Source organism: Streptomyces auratus, assembly GCF_050433025.1.
Classification (GTDB): domain Bacteria; phylum Actinomycetota; class Actinomycetes; order Streptomycetales; family Streptomycetaceae; genus Streptomyces; species Streptomyces sioyaensis.
Genome location: NZ_JBNGCB010000001.1, coordinates 3,454,691 through 3,475,169 on the forward strand (window position 1 = coordinate 3,454,691; position 20,479 = coordinate 3,475,169).

Below are 20,479 nucleotides of genomic sequence, written 5' to 3' on the forward strand. Positions count from 1 at the left end.
GGAGCTCCTCACCCACTCCAAACACAAACAAACACAATGAAGCACAACTAAACAGCAGCGTCAACGTGGGGCTCGTGGCCAGACATCCGGGACAAACTGTCTACCCCGGTCACGAATCAACAACTCAAACGAACAGAAGTGTTCAGTTTCTCAAGGACCGAGCGTAGCTTTTTGTGCGTTCAGCTCGCGCACACCGCTCTGTCTCCTGGGGGACAACCCCCGGACCCCCGAAAAGAGTGCCCTTATGATCACGCTGGCCGAAGGGCTACGGCTCCCCACCAACGGGCTCGACTACACCATCCTGGCCATCTACTTCGCCGTCGTCCTCGGCATCGGATTCGCGGCCAGGCGCAGTGTGAAGACGAGCCTGGACTTCTTCCTCTCCGGGCGGTCACTGCCTGCCTGGGTCACCGGCCTCGCCTTCGTCGCCGCCAACCTCGGCGCCACCGAGATCCTCGGGATGGCCGCCAACGGCGCGCAGTACGGGGCCTACACCGTCCACTGGTACTGGATCGGCGCCATCCCGGCCATGGTCTTCCTCGGCCTGGTGATGATGCCGTTCTACTACGGCTCCAAGGTCCGCTCGGTGCCGGAATTCCTGCTGCACCGCTTCGGCCCGTCCTCCCACCTGCTGTCGTCGGTGATCTTCGCCGTCTCGTCGGTGCTGATCGCGGGCGTCAACCTCTACGCCATGGCGATCGTGCTGCAGGCGCTGCTCGGCTGGCCGCAGTGGGTCGCGATCGTGATCGCCGGCCTGTTCGTCCTGGTGTACATCACCATCGGCGGCCTCTCCTCGGCGATCTACAACGAGGTGCTGCAGTTCTTCGTCATCCTGGCCGCACTGATCCCGCTGACCGTCGTCGGCCTCAAGCGCGTCGGTGGCTGGGACGGGCTGACCCACTCGCTGACCTCCTCGCACGGTGACGCCTTCCTGACCGCCTGGAAGGGCACCGGCATCGGCGAGACCAACCCGCTCGGCGCCAACTGGCTGACCATCGTCCTCGGTCTGGGCTTCGTGATGAGCTTCGGCTACTGGACCACCAACTTCGCCGAGGTCCAGCGCGCGCTGTCCGCAAAGAACCTCTCCGCCGCCCAGCGCACCCCGCTGATCGCCGCCTTCCCCAAGATCTTCATCCCGCTGGTGGTGGTCGTCCCCGGCCTGATCGCGCTGGTCATGGAGCCGACGCTGGGCAAGACCGATCCGTCGAAGGGTGGGCTCCAGTACAACGACGCCATCCCGGTGCTGATGCGGGACCTGCTCCCCAACGGCGTCCTCGGCATCGCCGTCACCGGCCTGCTCGCCGCGTTCATGGCCGGTATGGCCGCCAACGTCTCGTCGTTCAACACGGTCTTCACCAACGACATCTGGGCCGCGTACCTCAAGAAGGGCCGCGAGGACCGCTACTACCTGGCGACCGGGCGGGTGGTCACCGCGGTCGGCGTGCTGATCGGCATGGGCACCGCCTTCATCGCCTCGTCCTTCAGCAACATCATGAACTACCTCCAGACGCTCTTCTCCTTCTTCAACGTGCCGCTGTTCGTCGTCTTCATCATCGGCATGTTCTGGAAGCGGACCAGCGCCGCGGCCGGCTTCTGGGGGCTGCTCTCCGGGACCGTGGCCGCGATGGTCAACTACTTCTGGTTCTACAAGCAGGGCATCATCTCGATCCCCTCCGACCAGGGCGCCAACTTCGTCTCCTCGATCGTCGCCTTCGTCGTCGGCGCGCTCGTGATGGTCGTGGTCACCATGGTCACCAAGCCCAAACCCGCCGCCTCCCTCGCCGGCCTGGTCTACGGCACCCGGTCGCCCGGCATGGAAGAGCCGCCGGCCGAGGGCGACGACGCCTGGTACCGCAAGCCGGCCCTGCTGGGCTGGGGCGCGCTCGTCCTCGCCGCCGTCTGCTACCTCCCGTTCTCCCTCTGACCCAGCCTGAACCAGCGGAGTTGACCCACCATGAGTGACTACCAGCACGAGGTCGAGGAGCTGGAGCGCGAATCGGCGACCGCCGCGCGGCTCTTCGACGTACGGCGCATCATCGGCGGCCTGTTCGTCGTCTACGGCGTGATCGTGACCATCGCCGGCCTGACCGCCTCGGACGCGGACCTCAGGAAGGCCCAGGACATCAACATCAACCTGTGGACGGGCGTGGGCATGCTCGCGCTCGGGCTGTTCTTCCTGGTCTGGCTGAAGCTGCGGCCGACCGTCCCGCCGACCGCCGACGAGCTGCGGGCCGCGGCCGAGGACGGCCCCGCGGAGGGCTGAGCGCGGCGCCGGTCACTGCGGCGGCGGCACCGGATCGCCCGGTTCCGCCGCCGTGGCGCGTACGGCCCGGCCGCCCGCCGCCCGGTCCAGCAGCCCGGTACGCGCCGCCAGCGCGGCGGCCTCCAGCCGGGAACCCACCTCCAGCTTCATCAACACCCGCTGGACATGCGTACGCGCCGTACTCGGCGCAATATCCATCCCCGCCGCGATCAGCCGGGTGTCCTCGCCGTCCGCGACCCGCATCAGCACCTCGACCTCGCGCGGAGTGAGCAGCTCCAACAGCCGCGCACCCTCGTCGTCCGGCTGCGCCGCGGGATGCAACAACTCCTCGAAGGCCTGCTGCAACAACTGCGGCGAGACCGCCGACTCCCCCGCCCGCGCCTTCATCATGGCGCGTTCCACGCCCTCGATCCGCTCGTCGTTGCGGACGTACCCCGAGGCCCCGGCCGCAAAAGCGGCGGCGATTCCGCGCGGGCTGGGGACCGGCCCCAACACCACCACCGCGACCTGCGGCCGCTCCTTCTTGATCCGTACGACGGGGTCGAAGGCGCCCGGCTGGGCGGGCGCGGCAGTGCCCAGCAGACACACCTCGGGCGCCCGGCTCACCACCAGCTCCGCGGCCCCCGCACTCGGCGCGGCCGCCGCCAGAACCCGGTGCCCGCGCAGCTTCAACGCCGAAGCGAGCGCCTCCGCGAGCAAACGATGATCGTCGACCACCATGAGCCGCACGCCCATCGAGCAACCCCCTCCCACCACCGGCGGGCCCCTGCGCGACCCCCCGGCCGGGCCGCTGTGTCCCCGGGAAGCTACACGCTCGGCTGCGATACTGCGCCCCCAACCGGGGAGAAGCCCCCGGAATGCTGGAATCCCGGCCAATGTGGGCTGGTTGGCGTTGGTGCGGGGGCGCCTGGGCCCAACTTGGCTCGACCGATGGGGTCTTGGACGGCACCAGGCTGCCCTGTTGAAGAGTGGAGAGACGAACCGCAGCTCTGCGCCGGACCGGCCGCGAACAGACTCAACTCGACCGCACACCGGCCACGTCCTGCGCCGAGCGGGACTTCGAAATGCCGCCCCATGGATCGACCGGCCGCGTATCTTTTACCAGGTCAACACCCACGAAACGACGAACTGACTGTGAAGTACTGGAAAGTCACCTGGCATCACGACTTCAGGGAAGAGCCTGTCACCCTCTTCAGCGAATTTGGCGAGGATGGCTATGAGACACGCAAGATCCAAGAGTACCGAGATGGGCGCCTTCTGCGCACGGACGGGGCTGACGAGACCGCGGAAATTGGACTGAGCGAAATCCCCGTCGGACGTATCGAAGCGATTGCCGCACAGTCAGAATTCTCGGCATTTGTCATCTCGAAGGCCGACTTTGAATCCATGTGGAATTGCGCGTCTCATGGCACCTATGGAGACCGCCTTGCGTCAGCCTCAGGACAGTCACCTACCCGTGTTTTAGGTACAGTCGAGAGCCCCCAGCTCCAACAGATGACGGCCGCTCCCAGTGACACTGACACCTCGTCATCACCTCACTGAAGCCCTACCCGGTTTTCGGCCGCGCCTCGGAAGAGAAAGAAGTAAATGACCACACCGCAACAGCCCCCAGGTGGTTTCGGGCAGACGCCGGGTTACGGTGCGCCGCAAGGGATGCCGCAGCCCGGGCAGCCGGCCGGGTATCCGGGGGCTGCCGCGCCCGGTGGGCCGGCGCCGTACGGGCAGCAGCCGTATCCCGGCGGGCCGGTGCCGTACGGGCAGCCGGGCCCGGGGCCTTACGGGATGCCGCAGCAAGCCCCTCCCTTCGGGTACGGCGGCGGGCCCGGGATGCCGCCGCCCGTTCCGCCCAGGCGGAAAGCCGGGAAGGTGTGGGGCATCATCGGTGCCGTGGCCGGGGTGCTGGTGATCGGGACGCTGGCGTCGGCCGGGGCATTCAGGGGCGGAGGCGGTTCGTCCGGCGGGTCCGCCGGCGGACCGAGGTACCGGATCACGGTGCCGCAGACGCTGGCAGGCGGCAAGTACAAGCTCGCGAAGGACATATCCCAGCAGGCCGGCGGTTCGGTGCCGCAGGAAGGGGCCAATGAGCACGACATCAAGGCGGCGGGCGGACAGTACTCGTCCGGAACCAAGTCGCTGGTGATGCTGGGGCTCTACGGCACCATCGACGATCCCGGGACGACCGTCGACCACACCATCCACGGCATGACGAGTGACGGTAAGACAGAAGTCGCCGTGCCGGAGAAGGAGTTCACGCCCAGCGGGGGCGGAGATTCGCTCACCTGCGGTGTGGACGTGCGGACGGAGATGGGGCAGAAAGTCACGCTGCCGTTCTGCGTCTGGGCCGATTCCAGTACGAGCGGGAATGTCGCCGAAACCGACGCGGCGCACTTGGCAAAAGACCCGCAGTCCATCGACCTTCAGGAATTCGCCGACAAGGCCGACACGATTCGCGGTGAGGTCAGAAAACCGCTGGGGTGAGCTCCCGTTCCCGGGCAGCCGGGCAGCCGGGCACCCCGTGCGGTACCTCCGGTCACCAGTGATCACGAAGTCGGTGTCACGCGGTGACCGGCGGCGCTCCATGGGGCACGCCGTCCGCCCCTACACGTCCTCCGCCAACTCCATCCACCGCATCTCCAGCTCATCCTTCTCCGTGCTCAGTTCGCGGAGTTGGGCGTCGAGGCCGGCGACCTTCTCGAAGTCGGTCGCGTTCTCGGCGATCTGGGCGTGCAGCTTGGTCTCCTTGTCGCCGATCTTGTCCAACTGGCGCTCGATCTTCTGGAGTTCCTTCTGGGCGGCGCGGTTGACGGCGGCGGCCTTCTTGGGCGCGGCGGTGGTCTGCTGGGCAGGCGCCGGCGTCGCGGCGTCGATGACCTGCTGGCGGCGCTCCAGGTACTCGTCCAAGCCGCGCGGCAGCATCCGCAGCGTGGCATCACCCAGCAGGGCGTGGACGCGGTCGGTGGTGCGCTCGATGAAGTAGCGGTCGTGGCTGATGACGATGAGGGAGCCGGGCCAGCCGTCGAGGAGGTCCTCCAGCTGGGTCAGGGTCTCGATGTCGAGGTCGTTGGTGGGCTCGTCGAGGAAGAGGACGTTGGGCTCGTCCATGAGGAGACGCAGGATCTGGAGGCGGCGGCGCTCGCCGCCGGAGAGGTCGCCGACCGGCGTCCACTGCTTCTCCTTGGTGAAGCCGAACTTCTCGCAGAGCTGGCCGGCGGTCATCTCCCGGCCCTTGCCCAGGTCGACCCGCTCGCGCACCCGCTGGACGGCCTCCAGCACCCGCAGCGCCGGGTCGAGCTCGCCGACCTCCTGGGAGAGGTACGCCAGCTTGACGGTCTTGCCGACGGTGATCCGGCCGGCCACCGGCTGGGTCTCTCCCTGCGTCCGGGCCGCCTCGCCCAGCGCCCGCAGCAGTGAGGTCTTGCCGGCACCGTTGACGCCCACCAGGCCGATCCGGTCGCCGGGCCCCAGCTGCCAGGTCAGGTGCTTGAGGAGGACCTTCGGCCCGGCCTGGACGCTGACGTCCTTCAGCTCGAAGACGGTCTTGCCGAGGCGGGAGCTGGCGAACTTCATCAGCTCGGCGCTGTCGCGCGGCGGCGGGACGTCCGCGATCAGCTCGTTGGCGGCCTCGATGCGGAACCGCGGCTTGCTCGTACGGGCCGGGGCGCCGCGCCGCAGCCACGCCAGCTCCTTGCGCATCAGGTTCTGCCGCTTGACCTCTTCGGTGGCGGCGATCCGCTCGCGCTCGGCCCGGGCGAAGACGTAGTCGCTGTAGCCGCCCTCGTACTCGTGGACGTCGCCGCGCTGGACGTCCCACATCCGCGTGCAGACCTGGTCGAGGAACCAGCGGTCGTGGGTGACGACCACGAGGGCGGAGCGCCGGGCCCGGAGGTGGCGGGCCAGCCAGGAGATGCCCTCGACGTCGAGGTGGTTGGTGGGCTCGTCGAGGACGATCAGGTCCTGCTCGGCGATCAGCAGCTTGGCGAGGGCGATGCGGCGGCGCTCACCACCGGAGAGCGGGCCGATGACGGTGTCCAGGCCGTGCGTGAAGCCCGGCATGTGCAGATCGCCGAAGAGGCCGGTCAGGACGTCGCGGATCTTGGCGTTGCCGGCCCACTCGTGGTCGGCGAGATCGCCGATGACCTCGTGCCGGATGGTGGCGGCCGGGTCGAGCGAATCGTGCTGGGTGAGGACGCCCAGGCGCAGGCCGCCGGAGTGGGTCACCCGGCCGTCGTCCGCGTCCTCCAGCTTGGCCAGGATCCGGATCAGGGTGGTCTTGCCGTCCCCGTTGCGTCCGACGACGCCGATCCGGTCCCCCTCGTTGACGCCGAGCGAGACACCATCGAGCAGGGCACGGGTTCCGTACACCTTGCCGACGGCTTCCAGATTGACGAGGTTCGTGGCCATTCCGCTCCTGCACTTCAGATCGATCGACCTTCCCAGCCTAGTCGGCGTGGGGAGGAGGGCCGTCGGGAGATGAGTATCCGTACTGAGGGCAGGGGCGGCCGGCGCCCCTAGCGTGGGCCGCATGATCAACGACCAGGCATCGGCCGCCCCTCCCCTGCGCGGCGCTGCACCGCCTGTGCCGGGCTCCGCCGCGGGCCGCTTCGGCATCGGTCTGCTCCTGCTGGTGTTGGCCGGGGTGACCGGTCTGTTCGGGCCGCTCCTGGAGATGGCGAGCTACAGCTGCTCCGAGGGTGAGGCCCGCATGATCTGCTCCGTGGACGGGCAGCAGATCGTCGGCGCCCTGCCGGTCGCCGCCGCCTTCGTGGCCGCCCTCCTGACGGTGGTGGGCATGGGCAGCAGGGGTAGCGCCGGCCGGTGCTGCCTCCTGGCGGCCCCGTGTCTGCTGGCTTTGGCCTGGGTGGTGTCGCTGGCCATCGCGGGCGCCTGAGGCACCGCGCCGCCGTTGTAACGTGCCGTCATGGCACCGGACATGGGCATGGCGGACATGGCAGTGGAGACGGAACGCGGACTGCTCTACGGCCCCAGCGGCAAGCGGCTGGACGTCCACCGTCCGGCGGGGGAATCCAAAGCCCCTGGGCCGGCGCCCACCGTGCTGCTCTGGCACGGCATCGGCCCCGACGAGCGGGATGTGCTCGAACCGCTGGCCCGCACGGCGGCGGCACGCGGGCTGCTGGTGCTCGTACCGGACTGGCGCTCGGACGCCACGGACGGCGGCCGGGCGCACCTGCTGGAGTCGCTGGCGTTCGCCCGCAAGGAAGCGAGCGGGCTGGGCAGCGATGGGGAGTCGTACGTGCTCGCCGGGTGGTCGGCCGGGGCCGGGGCCGCGCTGGGGGTCGCGCTGCGGCCCGAGATCGCGGACGGATGGCGGCCGCGGACCGTGGTGTGCGTGGCGGGCCGCTACGACCTGACGGCGCGGACCACCGGCACCGCACCACTGGCCGACCTCGCCGCGGGCCGGGACCCGAGCGTCCCGGTCCACCTCGTCCACGGCAGCCGCGACACCGTCTTGGCGGCGCGGCACTCCCACGACCTCGCCGAGGTGCTGCGGGCCGCGGGCCGTGCGGCGACCCTCCAGGAGCCGGAGACCGACCACGCAGGCGTGATCATGGCCGAGTACGACCCTGCGGCGGACCGCTGCGTGCCGACGGCTGCCGAGCACGCCGTACGAGCGGGACGGCTGGTGGCCCAGGCGCTGGCCGAGGCCGCCGGGGCCTCGGCGTAACGCTCCGCCCGCTCGCGGTGCGCCTCAACGACGCGCGCCCCCACCCGACGACCAGGTGTTGAGCCTGCGCACGGACTCCTCCAGCTCCCGGCGCCGGACGTCCTGATCCGCAGCACGCTGCCGCGCCTCCGCGGCAGGGACGTACGGTCGCACGAGGCTGCTGTCCGCACCTCGTGCGGAAGGCGCGGCGGACGGGGCGCGCCCTAAAGAACCCTCGCCCCCACCGCCGGTGAATCCGCCACCCGTACCTGGCGGCAGGTTCCCGACGCCAGCAGTGCCGCGGCCACCTCGCCTGCCGACTCCGCGTCCTTGACCAGGAAGGCCGTGGTCGGGCCGGAGCCGGAAACCAGGGCGGCCAGGGCGCCGGCGGCGGTGCCCGCCTCCAGGGTCGCGGTGAGCGACGGCCGCAGGGAAAGCGCCGCGGGCTGGAGGTCGTTGGCGAGGGTCGCGGCGAGGGCGGTGGAGTCGCCGGACTCCAGCGCGCCCAGCAGCTCAGGGGCGGCCTCGGGCTCCGGGACCGCCGTCCCCGCCGTCAGCCGGTCGAACTCGCCGTAGACGGCCGGGGTGGAGAGCCCGCCGTCGGCCACCGCGAAGACCCAGTGGAAGGTGCCGCCGACGGGGAGCGGGGTCAGCAGTTCGCCGCGGCCTCGGCCCAGGGCCGCGCCGCCGACCAGGCTGAACGGTACGTCGCTGCCCAACTGCGCGCAGATGTCGAGGAGTTCGTCGCGTGACGCGCCGGTGGACCAGAGGGCGTCGCAGGCCAGGAGGGCGGCGGCGGCGTCCGCGCTGCCGCCGGCCATGCCGCCCGCGACGGGGATGTCCTTGCGGATGTGGAGGTGGACGTGCGGCTCGATGCCGTGTCGGGCGGCGAGCAACTCGGCGGCGCGGGCTGCCAGGTTGGTGCGGTCCAGGGGGATCCGGTCGACGTCGTGGCCCTCGGCGGTGATCCGCAGGGCGTCGGCGGGGGTGGCGGTGACCTCGTCGTAGAGGCCGACGGCGAGGAAGACGTTCGCCAGGTCGTGGAAGCCGTCCGGGCGGGCGGCGCCCACCGCCAGCTGGACGTTGACCTTGGCCGGTACCCGGACGGTGATCGAGGTGGTGGTGGTCGTCATGCCTGCTCTCCCCCGGATGTCTGCTCTCCCCCTGATGCTTGCTCTCCCTGTGCTGACGCCTGCTGTCCCCGTGACTGCCGGATGCCGGGCTCCCCGCCCGGTCCCTTGTGCTCGGCGATCCGCGCGAACTCCTCGACGGTCAGTGCCTCGCCGCGGGCCTGCGGAGAGACGCCGGCGGCGACGAGGGCGGACTCCGCGGCCGCGGCCGAGCCGGCCCAGCCCGACAGCGCGGCCCGCAGCGTCTTGCGGCGCTGGGCGAAGGCCGCGTCGACGACGGCGAAGACCTCGTCGCGGCTCGCCGAGGTCTCGATCGGCTTGTCGCGGCGGACGAGGGAGACCAGGCCGGAGTCGACGTTGGGGGCGGGCCAGAAGACGTTGCGGCCGATCGCGCCGGCCCGCTTGACCTCGGCGTACCAGTTGGCCTTGACCGACGGCACGCCGTAGACCTTGTTGCCGGGGCGGGCGGCCAGCCGGTCGGCGACCTCGGACTGCACCATGACGAGGGTGCGGTCGATGGTCGGGAAGGCCGCGAGCATGTGCAGCAGCACCGGCACCGCGACGTTGTAGGGCAGGTTGGCGACCAGGGCGGTGGGGGCCGGGCCGGGCAGCTCGGTGACGTGCATGGCGTCGCTGTGCACCAGCGCGAAGCGGTCGGCGCGGTCGGGCATCCGGGCGGCGACGGTGCCGGGCAGCGCGTCCGCCAGCACCTCGTCAATCTCGACGGCGGTGACCCGGTCGGCGGCCTCCAGCAGTCCCAGGGTCAGCGAGCCGAGACCCGGGCCGATCTCGACGACGACATCGTCGGGCCGCACCTCGGCGGTCCGCACGATCCGGCGGACGGTGTTGGCGTCGATGACGAAGTTCTGGCCGCGCTGCTTGGTGGGGCGGACGCCCAGCGCGGCGGCCAGCTCGCGGATGTCGGCGGCGCCCAGCAGGGGACCGGATTCGTCGGTGGTGCTCTTGCTCATGCCAAAGCCTCGGTGCGCTCGTTCACCCGTGAAGCTTACGGCCGCAGACCGGCCACGGGCTCGCCCCCCTTCTGATGTAGAGCTTCTTGGCCCGGTAGGTCTGTTCCTGGGGGGAGGCGTCCTGTGGACGTCCGCGGCCGCCCAGGGCCCGCCAGGTGCCGGCATCGAACTGGTAGAGCCCGCCGTAGGTGCCCGAGGCGTCGACGGCGTTCGGCCGCCCGCCCGTCTCGCACTGCGCCAGCGCATGCCAGGCGAGATGGTCGGCGCCGCGGACGGAGGTGGGCAGCACCATGGTGCCGAGGTGCACGATCTGCGGGCGGGGAGCGTGCACGATCTCGGTGTGCAGCCGCTTCGGCTTCTGCCGGACGCCGTTGACGGTGCGCACCCGGTAGGTGACCCGCCGCACGCCGAACCGTCCCTGCTGGACGACCGACCGGACGCCGCGGGCCAGACGGGGATCGGCCCGCAGGATCGTACGGAACGGGAGGCGCTCCTCGCGGACCTCCTTGGAGCCGGTGATCCGCAGCACGGAGATGGTCTGGCCCTCGCGCGGGAAGCTGTCCGGCGGCACCGAGGTGGTGTCCTGGTCGCGCAGCGCGAGTCCGGCCTCGGCCAGGGCCTCGCGGACGGTGGCGGCGTTGGTGCGGACCCGGTGTTCCCGGCCGTCGGCGACGATGACCACCGAGCGTTCGGTGCGGACCGCGAGCTCCATGCCGTGCTGCTCGATGCGCCGGGAGCGGTCGGCGGACAGCACGGCGCCCTCGGCGCGCACGCCGAGCTGGTGGAGCGCGCCGGCGACGGTGTCCGCGGTGGTCCACACCGTGCGGCGCTGTCCGTCGATGGTCAGGACGACCGGGCGGCCGTGGCGGACGACGATCTCGTCGCCGCTGCCGAGTGCGGTGCCGGGGGCGGGGGCGACGATGTCGTGGGCGCCGATGGCGAGATGCTCGTCGGCCAGCAGGTCGTCGACGTCGTCGGCGAAGGTGTGCAGGGTGCGCGGGGTGCCGTCGACGGTGAGCCGGACGGCCTTGTCGTGCGCGATGAAGGCGGTGGTGCCGCCGGCGAGGAAGGCGACGACCAGCGCCCGGGGCAGCAACCGGCGCAGCGCTTCGGGGTGTTCGGCGCGACGTCTGCGACGGCCGCGCGCGACGCGGTGGCTGCTCTGCGAATGACTCACGGCGCGCTCCACATGCCCCGGCTGCGGTTGACGGCCGGAATGTAGCGGAATGCCCGGTCACTCTCCAAAGTCGGACCGGTACGGATAGTGGGCGTTCCGGGGGACTCCGGTTGCCGCGAGGGGGCCGGTGGTACCGGTGGCGGGCCCGTCAGCGCCCGCTGCCGCAGGCCGCCGGCCGCTCAGTAGCCGAAGGCCCGCGCCGTGTTCGCCGCGACGGCGGTGGCCAGCGCGTCTTCCGTCATCGCCTTGACCTCGGCCATCGCCCGCAGGGTGACCGGAATGAGGTACGGGGCGTTGGCCCGTCCGCGGTACGGCGCGGGGGTGAGAAAGGGGGCGTCGGTCTCGACGAGCACCAGCTCGGGCGGGGCGACGGCGAGGGCTTCGCGCAACTGCCGGGCGTTTTTGAAGGTGACGTTGCCGGCGAAGGACATGAAGTAGCCGGCCGCGGCGCAGATCTCGGCCATCGCGGCGTCACCGGAGTAGCAGTGGAAGACGACCCGTTCGGGGGCGCCCTCCTCGCGCAGGATCCGCAGCACGTCGTCGTGTGCCTCCCGGTCGTGGATGACCAGGGCCTTGCCGTGCCGCTTGGCGATCTCGATATGGGCGCGGAAGGAGCGCTCCTGGGCGGCCATGCCGTCAGGACCCGTACGGAAGTAGTCCAGTCCGGTCTCGCCGACGCCCCTCACCTGCGGCAGCGCAGCCAGCTCGGCGATCCCGGCGAGCGCGGTGTCGAGCGCGGCGTCGCCGCCCGGCTCCCGTGCCCCCTGCCGCGACCAGCCTCCCCCAGCCCCGGGGGGCTGGGAGGTGCCCCCAGGATCACCGAGCACGATCCGCGGTGCCTCGTTCGGGTGCAGCGCCACCGTCGCGTGCACGCTGTCGTACGCGGCCGCGGTCTCGGCGGCCCACCGCGAACCCGCCAGATCGCAGCCCACCTGGACGACGGTGGTCACCCCGACCGAGGCCGCCTTGGCGAGCGCCTCGTCGACGGTGCTCCCCTGCATGTCCAGGTGGGTGTGCGAATCCGCCACCGCCACCCGAAGTGGTTCGGGCAGCGGCGGCGGAGTGTCTTTGTCCTGCGGTGCCATGGCCGCGATCCTACGAGGGCCGCGGCGCGGGCCTCACTTGCGGTGGTGCTGGAAGGGGTGCAGCAGGTCGGAGAGGTGCCAGTGGTGGCGGCCGGTGTCCTCGGCGGTGCTGCCGCTGCCGCCGGTGTCCGCCGCGGGGGCCGGTTCCTTCCGCTTCTCACTGCCGGGCTGGCGCTGGTGCATGTTCGCGATCGCGTCGGAGACCATCGAGACCTGCCCGGAACGCATGATCCGCACGATATTGCTGCTGCAGTTCAGGCAGGAGGGGTGGGTCAGCGGTGACGGGACCCGCTCGCCGTCGGCGTAGTAGACGACGTGCAGATCGCCCTTGCCGTCGACCTGATGGACTATCTCGTACGCCTGCTCCCAGCCGTGGCCGCACCGCATGCAGGCAAAGGAGTACGCCTCGTGTGCGGCGGCCTCGGGCCTGGAGAGGGTGCGGTCTTCGCTGGTCGTGACGCCGGTGGCCTTCGCGATCTCACTCATGTGCGCTCCTCTTGTCCGCTGGACAAGGTCTTCGGGGAACCGTTCGCCCCTGACCCAGGGAACGCCTTTTCCGGCCACAGCGCAGTAGTGCTTCTATCGTATTGGCCCAGTTTTGGCCCGCGGCAGGAAAAACACCCGATCGCGCAGCCACACCCTTTACCTTCGAGGCCAGTCATTTACCTTCTGATGAGTCGGTTTTCGCCGAGCTCTGCTCCGCGGTCTTTGCCGCGGTCTTCTCAGCGGTCTTTGCCGCGACCACCGCATCGAAGACCTCCCGCTTGGGCAGCCCCACATCCGCGGCGACCGCGGCGATCGCCTCCTTGCGGCGCTCCCCGGCCTCCTCACGGACCCGCACCCGGCGAACCAGCTCCTCGGCGCCCAGCTCCTGCGGCCCGGCCTCCGGCGCCCCCTCGACGACGATCGTGATCTCGCCGCGTACGCCCTGTGCCGCCCAGGACGCGAGGTCTCCCAGGGGCCCGCGCTTGACCTCCTCGTAGGTCTTGGTCAGCTCGCGGCAGACCGCCGCGCGCCGGTCCGCACCGAAGATCTCGGCCATCGCGGCCAGGGTGTCGTCCAGGCGGTGCGGTGCCTCGAAATAGACGAGCGTGCGCCGCTCGTCGGCGACCTCGCGCAGCCGGGTGCGCCGCTCGCCGGCCTTACGGGGCAGGAACCCCTCGAAGCAGAAGCGGTCCACCGGCAGACCGGAGACGGCCAGGGCGGTGAGCACCGCGCTGGGGCCCGGTACGGCCGTGACCTTGATGTCGCGCTCGACGGCCGCAGCGACCAGCCGGTAGCCCGGGTCGGAGACGGAGGGCATCCCCGCGTCGGTGACCAGCAGCACCCGCGCCCCGCCGGCCAGCGCCTCGGCCAGCTCGGGCGTCCGGGCCGCCTCGTTTCCCTCGAAGTACGACACGATCCGCCCGGACGGCTGGACGTCCAGCGCCTGGGTCAGCCGGCGCAGCCGCCGGGTGTCCTCCGCGGCGATCACATCCGCGGCGGCCAGCTCGGTGGCGAGCCGCGGCGGCGCGTCCGCGATCTCGCCGATGGGCGTCCCTGCAAGTACCAGCGTTCCAGTCACCCGCCCATCCTCCCAGGAGGCCGCCGCGCCCCGACCCGCCGGTTCGCACGGTGGCGCTCCCCGCAGGTGCACAGGCGGCTTCCCTACGATGGGCCGCGTGACGAGTGACACCACCGCGACCGACGCCGCCGCGCAGCACGCCCCGGAGCCGGCCGGGCGGCCGCCCGTGTGGCGGCGGCGGCTGCGCCGCTTCGGGTACCCCGCCGGCCCGCAGCCCGATGTCCGGGCGCGGCTGGTGCCCCCCTTCCCCGAGCCGAGCGGCCGCCTGTGGGCGGTGTTCGGCGCGGGCCCGGCCGCGGCGGCCCGGCTGGCGCGCTGGTCGGGCTGGGCCGGTCCGCTGCTGGTGGCGGTGTTCGCCGGGGTGCTGCGGTTCTGGAACCTCGGCAGCCCGCGGAAGGTGATATTCGACGAGACGTACTACCCCAAGGACGCCTGGTCGCTGCTGCAGTACGGCTACGAGGGCACCTGGGCGAAGAACGCCAATGCCGCGCTGGTCGGGCATCCGCCGCAGCTGCTGCTCTCGCCGGAGCACTCGTACGTCGTCCATCCGCCGATGGGCAAGTGGCTGATCGCGCTGGGCGAGTGGGCCTTCGGGATGAACCCCTTCGGCTGGCGGTTCATGGTGGCGCTGCTCGGCACGCTGTCGGTGCTGCTGGTCTGCCGGATCGGCCGGCGGCTGCTGCGGTCGACGGCGCTGGGCTGTCTGGCCGGGACCCTGCTGGCGGTCGACGGGCTGCACTTCGTCATGAGCCGCACCGCGCTCCTCGACCTGATCGTGATGTTCTGGGTGGTGGCCGCGTTCGGCTGTCTGCTGGTGGACCGGGACCGCACCCGGGCCCGGCTGGCGGCGGCGCTGCCGCTCGCCGAGGACACCGGGTACGGGGCGGGGGCGGCCCGCCCGGACGACGCGGTCGGTGACCGGCTGCGGCTGGGGTGGCGGCCGTGGCGGATCGCGGCGGGGCTGTGTCTGGGCCTGTCCGCCGCGACGAAGTGGAACGGTCTGTACTACCTCGCCGCGTTCGCCCTGATGTCGGTGCTGTGGGATGTCGCGGCCCGCCGTACGGCCGGTGCCCGCCGCCCCTTCCGGTCGGTTCTCCGCCGCGATGCGCTGCCCGCGTTCGGGTCCACGGTCGTCCTCGCCCTCGCCACGTATCTCGCGTCCTGGTCCGGCTGGATCGCCACCAAGGGCGGCTACTACCGCGACTGGGCGACCACCCCGGAGGGCCGTACCGGCGCCTGGACCTGGCTGCCGGACTGGCTGCGCAGCCTGTGGCACTACCAAACCGAGGTCTACGCCTTCCACACCGGACTGACCACCCCGCACACCTATCAGTCCAACCCGTGGAGCTGGCTGGTCCTGGGCCGACCGGTCTCGTACTTCTACGAGGACCCCAAAGCCGGCCAGGACGGCTGCACGGCGGCCGAGGGCTGCGCCCGCGAGGTGCTGGCGCTGGGCACCCCCCTGCTGTGGTGGGCGGCCTGCTTCGCGCTGCTTTACGTGCTCTACCGCTGGCTGTTCAGGCGGGACTGGCGGGCCGGGGCCATCGCCTGCGGAGTCGCGGCCGGCTATCTGCCGTGGTTCCTCTACCAGGAGCGGACCATCTTCCTCTTCTACGCGGTGGTGTTCGTCCCATTCCTGTGTCTGGCGCTGGCGATGATGATCGGCGCGCTCATCGGGCCCCCGGGGTCAACGGAGCGGCGCCGCACGGTCGGCGCGGTGGGGGCCGGTGTCCTGGTCCTCCTCATCGTGTGGAATTTCATCTACTTCTATCCGCTCTATACGGGTATGCCGATCCCCAAGTCGGCCTGGCACCACCGGATGTGGTTCGACACCTGGGTGTGAACCGAGTTATTCGACAGTTCTGTCACAGGCTTACAACAGTGCGTCACCGGACCGTGCCCGGATCGAGACTCATGGCTTCCCCGTGTCCCTTAGAGTGCGAGGCACGTTCTTGTGTGCGTATTCAAGGACGACGCTTCGGAGGGAATGGGTGGCATGCGCCGTGAGGTGATGTACGGGCTGATCGGCGGATCGGTGGCCCTGGTCGCGGGAGTTGTGGGCGGCCTGACGCTGTTCGGCTCGGACGACTCGTCTTCGCGCGAGGTCAAGTCGGCGGATGCCAAGTCGGGCGAAAAGGGGACCAAGGTGCCGACCGGCCCCCTGTCGGCCAAGGAAGTGCAGACGGCGTCGCGGCAGTTCCTGTCCGCCTGGCAGTCCGGCGACACCGCCAAGGCGGCCGGGCTGACGGACAGTCCGTCGACCTGCAAGAGCGCGATGGAGGCCTTCCGCAAGCAGGCGAAGTTCTCCAAGATGACGGTGACGCCCGGCACACCGGACGGCGAGAAGGTGCCGTACACCGTCTCCGCGCAGATCGACTACAAGGGCACCAAGGCGGCCTACTCGTACCGCACGTCCGCGACCGTGCAGCGGGACACCACCACCGGGAAGCCGCAGGTCGCCTGGCGGCCGACGGTGCTGCACCCGGGCCTGGCCAAGGGCGACCAGCTGCGGACCGGCGAGGCCGAGGCGCCGCCGATCAAGGCCGTGGACCGCCATGGGGCCGCGCTGACCCCCCAGGCGCATCCGGCGCTGGCCGGGGTGCTGGACAGCCTGCGCGACAAGTACGGCGACAAGACCGACGGCAAGCCCGGCGTGGAGCTGTTCATCCAGCGCGCCAAGAGCGCCAAGCCCGCCGACCAGCTGCCGGACAAGACGCTGAAGGTGCTCTCCAAGGGGACGCCGGGCACGCTCAAGACCACCCTGGACGCCGCCATGCAGTCGGCGGCCGAGCGGGCGGTCAAGGGCAAGAAGTCCGCCTCCGCGGCCGCGGTCAAGCCCAGCACCGGCGAGATCCTGGCGATCGCCAACTCCCCGGAAAAGGGCTTCAACCTGGCCACCCAGGGGTCGCTGGCCCCCGGCTCGACGATGAAGATCGTGACCTCGGCGCTGCTCATGGACAAGGGCCTGACCTCGCCCGGCAAGCAGAACCCGTGTCCCAAGTACGTGACCGTCGGCGGCTGGAAGTTCCAGAACCTCGACAAGTCCGAGATCAAGCACGGCACCTTCGCGCAGAGCTTCGCCGCGTCCTGCAACAACGCCTTCATCTCGCACGCCAAGGACCTCAAGGACGACGACCTGACCAACGAGGCCCGGGACGTCTTCGGCATCGGCCTGAACTGGCAGACCGGCATCCCCACCTTCGACGGCGCGGTGCCGGTGCAGCACGACGCCCAGATGGCGGCCTCGCTGATCGGTCAGGGCGGGGTGCGGATGAACCCGCTCAATGTGGCCTCGCTCGCCGCGACGGTCCGGGCCGGTTCCTTCCACCAGCCGTACATCGTCGCGCCGTCGCTGGACAACCGGACGCTCGCCAAGGCCTCCCGCACGATGAAGCCGTCCACTCTCAGCGGTCTGAAGTCGCTGATGAAGCTGACCGCGACCTCCGGTACGGCCGCCGAGGCGATGGCCGGGGTCAGCGGTGACGTCGGCGCCAAGACCGGCTCGGCCGAGGTCGACAACCAGAAGAAGCCCAACGCCTGGTTCACCGCCTACCGCGACGACCTCGCCGCGGGGGCCGTCGTCCCGGCGAGCGGTCACGGCGGCTCCAACGCGGGCCCGGTGGTCCGCGCCATCCTCACCGCCGGCTGAGGGAGCGGGGCGCACGGCCGCGTGCGCCTCGTCTCATCGGTCAAAAGAAGGTCGCATGGCCCGTACAGCTTTCGTTAGCGTGCGGGCCATGAGCGATTCCGCGTCCAGTACCCCCCTGGAGACCGCCACCACCTCACCGGCTCACCCCCGCTTCGCCGAGGCCCTCGCCGAACTCGGCCCGACCGTCGAGGTCCGCCGCTTCCCCGAGGCCACCCGCACCCGTGTACTCGCCGACCGCGGGCTGCTCGCGCACGACACGGTCCGGGCCACCGCCGGTACCCCGCACACCGTGTTCCCGCTCGACCCCGCGTCCCTGATCGAGTACGCCCAGGGCCGTGTCGTGGACGTGCGCGAGCGCACCTCGTGACGCCGCTCGTCGTCGCGGCCGTCCTGCTGGCCGCCGTCACCCACGCCAGCTGGAACGCCCTCGCCCACGGCATCCGCGATCAGCTGCTGGCCTTCACCCTGGTCGGCGGCGGCGGTGCGCTCTGCGGCCTCGCCATGGCCGCCGTCACCCCGCTCCCCGCCGCCGGCGCCTGGCCCTACCTGCTGGCCTCCGGCGTGCTGCACATCGTCTACCAGGCCCTGCTCATGCAGTCGTTCCGCCTGGGCGACTTCGGCCAGATGTACCCCATCGCCCGGGGCACCGCCCCGCTGGTCGTCACCGTCCTGGCCGCCGTCTTCGTCCACGAGGTCCCCGGCCCCTGGGCACTGGCCGGCGTGGCGCTGGCCTCCGCGGGCCTGGTCGGCGTCGCCCTGTGGGGGATACGCGGTTCTGGCACGCGCCCCCACTGGCCGGCCATCATCGCCGCGCTCGCCACCGGCCTGGCCATCGCCTCGTACACCACCGTCGACGGCCTGGGCGTCCGCGCCTCCGGCAGCTCCCTCGGCTACATCGCCTGGCTGATGGTCCTCGAAGGCACCGTGATCCCCGCCTACGCGCTGGCCACCCGCCGCCGCCAACTCCTCACGGAGCTGCGCCCGGTCGCCCTGCGCGGCCTGGTCGGCGGGGTGCTCTCCGTCTTCGCCTACGGCCTGGTCCTGTGGGCCCAGACGCGCGCCCCACTCGCCCCCATCGCCGCGTTGCGCGAATCCTCGATCATCGTCGGCGCCGCGATCGGCGCGGTCTTCTTCAAGGAACGGTTCGGCGCGCCACGGATCGCGGCGGCGGGGCTGATGGTTATCGGGATCGGCCTGATGTTGACGTAACGCCTGGCGGCCAGCCGAACGAAGTCGGCTGCGGCGCCGGGCCTCGTCTGTGGTTTTCGCCTTCGGCGGGGTGGGGGTTTGGGCGGGGGCCGCTGGGTGTGTGTGGTGGGTGGCGGTGGCGGGCCTCCGGGGCCTGTGTTGTGGACTGCTTCGCTTTACGTCCACAACACAGGCCCCTCCGGCCCACCACCTCCCGCTCGGTTGGCGACCCCCGCCCGGTGGGGGAATCTGTCAAAAACCAGAAGCTCGGCCCTGTCGTACTCCGGCCGAGCTTCTGGTCTTTGTCTTTGTTTTCTTCTGCACCCCCACCGGGGTTGGGCCCCATCGCTACGGGAGGGGGCAGGGGCGGAGGGGTGGGTGTGTGGACGTAAAGCGAAGCAGTCCACACACCCACCCCGGAGCCCCTGCCCCCGCCACCCACCACACAGCCACCGGGCCCCACCCCACAAACCCACCTCGCTCCCGCCGAAGGCGGGAAACAACTCACCGAACAGACACGGCGGGAAACCCGACAACGTGGGAAAGAGCGCGCAGCACCGCCTGAGGACGAGGATCCGCCGTCACGTTGCGCTGCATTCCGTTGGTGACGTAGCCGAAGGCCAGGCCCGTCGTGGGGTCGGCGGCCGCGAGGGCGCCTCCGCGTCCAGGATGACCGAACGAGCCGGGCCCCAGAAGAGGAGCGGCGGAGCCGTGCAGCATGAAGCCCAGGCCGAAGCGAGTGTGAACGAGCAACGTGCGGTCGAGGCCGGCGGACTCCTCCGTGCGGGCGAGGGTGAGGGTCGCGGGGGCGAAGAGCCGGGGGTGGCCGTCGACGGGGCCGATGAGGGCGGCGTAACAGCGGGCCAGGGAACGGGCGGTGGCGATGCCCGCGGAGGCGGGCAGCTCGGCGGCCCGGTAGGCGGGGTCGTTCTCGTCGGGGGCCGGGGAGATCGCCGCGAAGGCACGGCTGGTGAGCGACTCGGGATCGGCGTACGCCTCGGCGACGGACGGCTTCGGGCGGACCCGGAGCCCCGTCGCGGCCGGCGGGGCCGGTGTCTCGACGGCGGCGAGGCGGCCGACGCGGGACTGCGCCGCCTCGGGGAGGCCGAGCCACAGATCGAGGCCGAGCGGCCCGGACATCTCCTCGGCGATCCAGTTGCCGATGGTGCGGCCGGTGATCCGCCGCACCAGCTCGCCCAGCAGCCAGCTGTAGGTCTGGGCGTGGTAGCCGTGATCGGTGCCGGGCTCCCAGACGGGTGCCTGCGCGGCGACCGCGGCGGGGCCGCTGACCCCGTCGATGGCCTCGGCGGGGGTGAGCGGGGTGTCCAGCACCGGCAGCCCGGCGCGGTGCGAGAGCAGATGGCGGACCAGGACCCGTTCCTTGCCGGCGGCCTTGAACTCGGGCCAGTACGTGCCGACCGGGGCGTCGAGGTCGAGCTGTCCGCGCTGGTGCAGCAGCAGCGGGACGACGGCGGCGATGCCCTTGGACGCGGAGCGGATCACCTGGGCCGTACCGGCTTCCCAGGGCGCGGCCTCCCCCTGGGCGTCGCCGTCCTTCGTGCCGCCCCACAGATCGACGACCTTGCGCCCGTGTTGGTAGACGGCGACCGCCGCACCCCGCTCGCCGCGCCGTGCGAAGTTGGCCATGAAGGCGTCCCGGACCGGCTCGAAGCCGTCCTCGACCGTGCCCTGGACGTCCACCACTGATTCCTGCTTCCCACTCATCCGTCACTTTCGTGCCCCATCCATGGTGCAACGCGCGGATCAGTGCTGATGACCAGGACGGTGGC

19 protein-coding genes are annotated in these 20,479 nt (G+C 71.1%); 10 read left to right on the forward strand and 9 right to left on the reverse strand.

All coding sequences use genetic code 11. From position 1 onward, the window contains the following. The first annotated feature begins 244 nt into the window (after nucleotides 1-244). Together BKA18_RS14800 and BKA18_RS14805 are read left to right on the forward strand one after the other, a co-directional pair. Nucleotides 245-1,924: a sodium:solute symporter family protein gene (locus BKA18_RS14800; protein ID WP_366048391.1), complete on the forward strand. Its 1,680-nt coding sequence runs from the start codon at nucleotides 245-247 to the stop codon at nucleotides 1,922-1,924. A 30-nt stretch (nucleotides 1,925-1,954) separates the two neighbouring features. After that, entirely contained in the window at nucleotides 1,955-2,263 is a 309-nt protein-coding gene (locus BKA18_RS14805; protein ID WP_235447891.1) for a hypothetical protein, read from the forward strand. A gap of 12 nt (nucleotides 2,264-2,275) precedes the next feature. Here BKA18_RS14805 and BKA18_RS14810 read toward each other — a convergent pair whose 3' ends face one another. Then, entirely contained in the window at nucleotides 2,276-2,998 is a 723-nt protein-coding gene (locus BKA18_RS14810; protein WP_006605122.1) for a response regulator transcription factor, read from the reverse strand. Nucleotides 2,999-3,397: 399 nt separating this feature from the next. Between BKA18_RS14810 and BKA18_RS14815 the strand changes: the two genes are divergently transcribed. Then, a complete protein-coding gene (locus tag BKA18_RS14815; RefSeq protein ID WP_366048390.1) occupies nucleotides 3,398-3,805 on the forward strand; it encodes a DUF6881 domain-containing protein in 408 nt (135 codons plus the stop codon). Nucleotides 3,806-4,150: 345 nt separating this feature from the next. Further along, the gene (locus BKA18_RS14820) at nucleotides 4,151-4,741 is read left to right on the forward strand and encodes a hypothetical protein (protein ID WP_366048389.1); all 591 of its coding nucleotides are present in this window, start codon (nucleotides 4,151-4,153) and stop codon (nucleotides 4,739-4,741) included. 120 nt (nucleotides 4,742-4,861) lie between these two features. Here the strand turns inward: BKA18_RS14820 and BKA18_RS14825 are convergent, their stop codons facing one another. Further along, a complete protein-coding gene (locus tag BKA18_RS14825; protein ID WP_366048388.1) occupies nucleotides 4,862-6,664 on the reverse strand; it encodes an ABC-F family ATP-binding cassette domain-containing protein in 1,803 nt (600 codons plus the stop codon). A 121-nt stretch (nucleotides 6,665-6,785) separates the two neighbouring features. Between BKA18_RS14825 and BKA18_RS14830 the strand changes: the two genes are divergently transcribed. After that, complete coding sequence (locus BKA18_RS14830; RefSeq protein ID WP_366048386.1) at nucleotides 6,786-7,151, forward strand: hypothetical protein; 366 nt, start codon at nucleotides 6,786-6,788, stop codon at nucleotides 7,149-7,151. A 30-nt stretch (nucleotides 7,152-7,181) separates the two neighbouring features. Further along, nucleotides 7,182-7,946, forward strand: coding sequence for an alpha/beta hydrolase fold domain-containing protein (locus BKA18_RS14835; protein ID WP_366048385.1), 765 nt, complete (start codon nucleotides 7,182-7,184; stop codon nucleotides 7,944-7,946). A 203-nt stretch (nucleotides 7,947-8,149) separates the two neighbouring features. Here BKA18_RS14835 and BKA18_RS14840 read toward each other — a convergent pair whose 3' ends face one another. The 6 genes from BKA18_RS14840 to rsmI all read right to left on the reverse strand — a co-directional run bounded on the left by BKA18_RS14840 (nucleotide 8,150) and on the right by rsmI (nucleotide 13,852). After that, nucleotides 8,150-9,058 carry a 4-(cytidine 5'-diphospho)-2-C-methyl-D-erythritol kinase gene (locus BKA18_RS14840; protein WP_366048384.1) on the reverse strand — a complete coding sequence of 303 codons (909 nt, stop codon included), beginning with the start codon at nucleotides 9,056-9,058 and terminating at the stop codon, nucleotides 8,150-8,152. Continuing rightward, nucleotides 9,055-10,026, reverse strand: coding sequence for a 16S rRNA (adenine(1518)-N(6)/adenine(1519)-N(6))-dimethyltransferase RsmA (rsmA, locus tag BKA18_RS14845; protein WP_366048382.1), 972 nt, complete (start codon nucleotides 10,024-10,026; stop codon nucleotides 9,055-9,057). Before rsmA ends, BKA18_RS14840 begins: the two co-directional genes overlap by 4 nt. 22 nt (nucleotides 10,027-10,048) lie before the next feature. Continuing rightward, nucleotides 10,049-11,203, reverse strand: coding sequence for a resuscitation-promoting factor (locus tag BKA18_RS14850; RefSeq protein ID WP_366048381.1), 1,155 nt, complete (start codon nucleotides 11,201-11,203; stop codon nucleotides 10,049-10,051). 179 nt (nucleotides 11,204-11,382) lie between these two features. After that, nucleotides 11,383-12,288, reverse strand: coding sequence for a TatD family hydrolase (locus BKA18_RS14855; RefSeq protein WP_366048380.1), 906 nt, complete (start codon nucleotides 12,286-12,288; stop codon nucleotides 11,383-11,385). A 33-nt stretch (nucleotides 12,289-12,321) separates the two neighbouring features. Next, nucleotides 12,322-12,774, reverse strand: a complete 453-nt coding sequence (locus tag BKA18_RS14860; protein WP_006605109.1) for a hypothetical protein — start codon at nucleotides 12,772-12,774, stop codon at nucleotides 12,322-12,324. Between the two features lie 172 nt (nucleotides 12,775-12,946). Next, on the reverse strand, nucleotides 12,947-13,852 hold the full coding sequence (gene rsmI, locus BKA18_RS14865; protein WP_366048379.1) for a 16S rRNA (cytidine(1402)-2'-O)-methyltransferase: 906 nt from the start codon (nucleotides 13,850-13,852) through the stop codon (nucleotides 12,947-12,949). An 88-nt stretch (nucleotides 13,853-13,940) separates the two neighbouring features. Between rsmI and BKA18_RS14870 the strand changes: the two genes are divergently transcribed. The 4 genes from BKA18_RS14870 (at nucleotide 13,941) to BKA18_RS14885 (ending at nucleotide 18,710) form a co-directional block, all read left to right on the forward strand. Then, nucleotides 13,941-15,695 (forward strand): dolichyl-phosphate-mannose--protein mannosyltransferase, encoded by a 1,755-nt coding sequence (locus BKA18_RS14870; protein ID WP_366048378.1) that lies wholly within the window; start codon nucleotides 13,941-13,943, stop codon nucleotides 15,693-15,695. Between the two features lie 153 nt (nucleotides 15,696-15,848). Further along, nucleotides 15,849-17,501 carry a penicillin-binding transpeptidase domain-containing protein gene (locus BKA18_RS14875; RefSeq protein ID WP_366048377.1) on the forward strand — a complete coding sequence of 551 codons (1,653 nt, stop codon included), beginning with the start codon at nucleotides 15,849-15,851 and terminating at the stop codon, nucleotides 17,499-17,501. Nucleotides 17,502-17,589: 88 nt separating this feature from the next. Beyond that, a complete protein-coding gene (locus BKA18_RS14880) occupies nucleotides 17,590-17,868 on the forward strand; it encodes a YbaK/EbsC family protein (protein ID WP_366048376.1) in 279 nt (92 codons plus the stop codon). Further along, on the forward strand, nucleotides 17,865-18,710 hold the full coding sequence (locus BKA18_RS14885; protein WP_366048375.1) for an EamA family transporter: 846 nt from the start codon (nucleotides 17,865-17,867) through the stop codon (nucleotides 18,708-18,710). Before BKA18_RS14880 ends, BKA18_RS14885 begins: the two co-directional genes overlap by 4 nt. Nucleotides 18,711-19,193: 483 nt before the next feature. On the opposite strand, the gene BKA18_RS14890 is transcribed toward BKA18_RS14885, so the two are convergent. Further along, nucleotides 19,194-20,414, reverse strand: a complete 1,221-nt coding sequence (locus BKA18_RS14890) for a serine hydrolase domain-containing protein (protein WP_366046788.1) — start codon at nucleotides 20,412-20,414, stop codon at nucleotides 19,194-19,196. Nucleotides 20,415-20,479: the final 65 nt, after the last annotated feature.

Bases quoted from the DNA above. Each gene is read 5' to 3' on its own strand.
- BKA18_RS14800 (WP_366048391.1), top strand. From the start codon at position 245: ATGATCACGCTGGCCGAAGGGCTACGGCTCCCCACCAACGGGCTCGAC.
- BKA18_RS14805 (WP_235447891.1), top strand. From the start codon at position 1,955: ATGAGTGACTACCAGCACGAGGTCGAGGAGCTGGAGCGCGAATCGGCG.
- BKA18_RS14810 (WP_006605122.1), bottom strand. From the start codon at position 2,998: ATGGGCGTGCGGCTCATGGTGGTCGACGATCATCGTTTGCTCGCGGAG.
- BKA18_RS14825 (WP_366048388.1), bottom strand. From the start codon at position 6,664: ATGGCCACGAACCTCGTCAATCTGGAAGCCGTCGGCAAGGTGTACGGA.
- BKA18_RS14830 (WP_366048386.1), top strand. From the start codon at position 6,786: ATGATCAACGACCAGGCATCGGCCGCCCCTCCCCTGCGCGGCGCTGCA.
- BKA18_RS14835 (WP_366048385.1), top strand. From the start codon at position 7,182: ATGGCACCGGACATGGGCATGGCGGACATGGCAGTGGAGACGGAACGC.
- BKA18_RS14840 (WP_366048384.1), bottom strand. From the start codon at position 9,058: ATGACGACCACCACCACCTCGATCACCGTCCGGGTACCGGCCAAGGTC.
- rsmA (WP_366048382.1), bottom strand. From the start codon at position 10,026: ATGAGCAAGAGCACCACCGACGAATCCGGTCCCCTGCTGGGCGCCGCC.
- BKA18_RS14855 (WP_366048380.1), bottom strand. From the start codon at position 12,288: ATGGCACCGCAGGACAAAGACACTCCGCCGCCGCTGCCCGAACCACTT.
- BKA18_RS14860 (WP_006605109.1), bottom strand. From the start codon at position 12,774: ATGAGTGAGATCGCGAAGGCCACCGGCGTCACGACCAGCGAAGACCGC.
- BKA18_RS14870 (WP_366048378.1), top strand. From the start codon at position 13,941: ATGGGCCGCGTGACGAGTGACACCACCGCGACCGACGCCGCCGCGCAG.
- BKA18_RS14875 (WP_366048377.1), top strand. From the start codon at position 15,849: ATGCGCCGTGAGGTGATGTACGGGCTGATCGGCGGATCGGTGGCCCTG.
- BKA18_RS14880 (WP_366048376.1), top strand. From the start codon at position 17,590: ATGAGCGATTCCGCGTCCAGTACCCCCCTGGAGACCGCCACCACCTCA.
- BKA18_RS14890 (WP_366046788.1), bottom strand. From the start codon at position 20,414: ATGAGTGGGAAGCAGGAATCAGTGGTGGACGTCCAGGGCACGGTCGAG.